This is a genomic window from Pseudomonas sp. BAV 4579, assembly GCF_009765395.1.
GTDB classification, from domain to species: domain Bacteria; phylum Pseudomonadota; class Gammaproteobacteria; order Pseudomonadales; family Pseudomonadaceae; genus Chryseomonas; species Chryseomonas aestiva.
Genome location: NZ_WHOV01000255.1, coordinates 1 through 1,506, shown reverse-complemented (window position 1 = coordinate 1,506; position 1,506 = coordinate 1). Strand labels below are relative to the sequence as shown.

Sequence of the window (1,506 nt, the reverse complement as noted above, 5' to 3'; positions counted from 1 at the left end):
TTCGCGACGCCATGCAGTACGTGGTCAATCGCTCCGGTTACAGCCTGTGCGGCCCTGAACAGGGGCACGTCAACATCCTCTTCACCCGGCCCCTGCCGGCCGCCCAGTACAAGCTCGGGCCCATGAGCCTGCGCAACACCCTGCAGGTGCTGGCCGGACCCGCCTGGCAGGTCAAGGTCGACGAGGTCGTGCGGTCGGTGTGCTTTGTACTGCGCCCGGGCTACCAACTGCCGGAGGGCCAGCGTTATGCTGCTGCGCCGGCAGCTACCCCGAGCACAGCACCTAGCAAACCCGCACCGGCCTCCAGCCCAGTGGTGACTGTTGCCTCTGTGCCCCCCGCCAAGCCTCTGGACACGCATACCGAACCGGCCAAGCCGGTAACGAACGTCGCTACCACGCCAGCGGTCATACCTGTGCCCGCCGGCGCGGCGCTGACATCCGCACCGGTCAATGCGCCTGGGGAGGCGTTGCCAGTCAGGCAATCTCCAAACGCCCCCTTGGCGAAGGGCACTCCTGCCAAACCTGCTGTTGCGGCGCTATCGACTGCCAAGCCGGCTGCCGTCGCCATCCCAGCAGCTAAGTCTTCAGCCGCTGCCGTCCCGACCGCTTCCAACGCGTATGCCCTGCCCTCGGTCCGCCTGACCGAGCCGGCCTCTGCCATGACCCAGACCTGGGATGCGCCCATTGGCAGCACCCTTCAGCAGTCCGTCAAGGCCTGGGCCAAGCGTGCGGGCTGGCAGGTGGTCTGGGAGCCCGATGATCTGGACTACCCCATCGAGGCGGCCCTGCACTTCCGCGGCACTTTCGCCGAGGCCGTTGCCCAGGTCTTCCCGCTCTACGACGGCGCTCGCCGCTCCTTCATCGTCGATGGCAACTCCAGCCAGCGCATCGTTCATGTTTCCGAGAGGAAGAAGTCATGACCCACCCCCTTCGCCTGAGCGCCCTGGCTGCGGCGCTCCTGGTCGCTAGCTGCTCGGTACAGCGGGTGGACGAATCGGCCCAGCGTGCCGAGAACGATGCCGCCATGGCCAGCCAATACGCGGCCCTGCTGCGCAACCAGCAGCAACAGCCCAAGCGTGAGACCGTCGTGTTCATCGATAAACCCTGGGTCTCCACACAACCGGTGGTGGCCAAACGTGGCATGCCCTCGGCGCTGGACTGCGAGCTGAGCTATCGGCCCTCCGGTAGCGTCGGCATCACCGAGATTGCCCAGTACATCACCAGCCAGTGCGGTATCGCCGTGCTGGTCTCGCCCGATGCACTTAACCCCACCGCTGGGGCGGCCAGTCCGCAACCGGCCAGCACTGCGCCGGCGCCGATCGGCAACCCCAGCCCGGATAGCCTGGCAGGCCTCCTGCCTGCAGGTGTGATCACCAACCCGGCGACCATGGGCGCCGCGAGCTCGAGCGGTTCCGGCTATCGCGCGTCCGACTTCACCAGCCTAGCCGGCGGAAGCCAGGTCAGCGGCCTCAAATACAGCGGAAAGGCCTCCGGCCTGCTCGATGA

At 66.9% G+C, this 1,506-nt stretch carries 1 protein-coding gene and 1 pseudogene; both read left to right on the top strand.

Features of this window, described 5'->3' with window-relative positions; all coding sequences use genetic code 11:
* Nucleotides 1-920 (top strand): TcpQ domain-containing protein (locus tag GSQ95_RS25830; RefSeq protein WP_158897154.1); only part of this gene is annotated, 920 nt, incomplete at its 5' end.
* A pseudogene (locus GSQ95_RS25825) lies at nucleotides 917-1,506 on the top strand (PilN family type IVB pilus formation outer membrane protein); the annotation flags it as partial. The gene GSQ95_RS25830 and the pseudogene GSQ95_RS25825, both read left to right, overlap by 4 nt.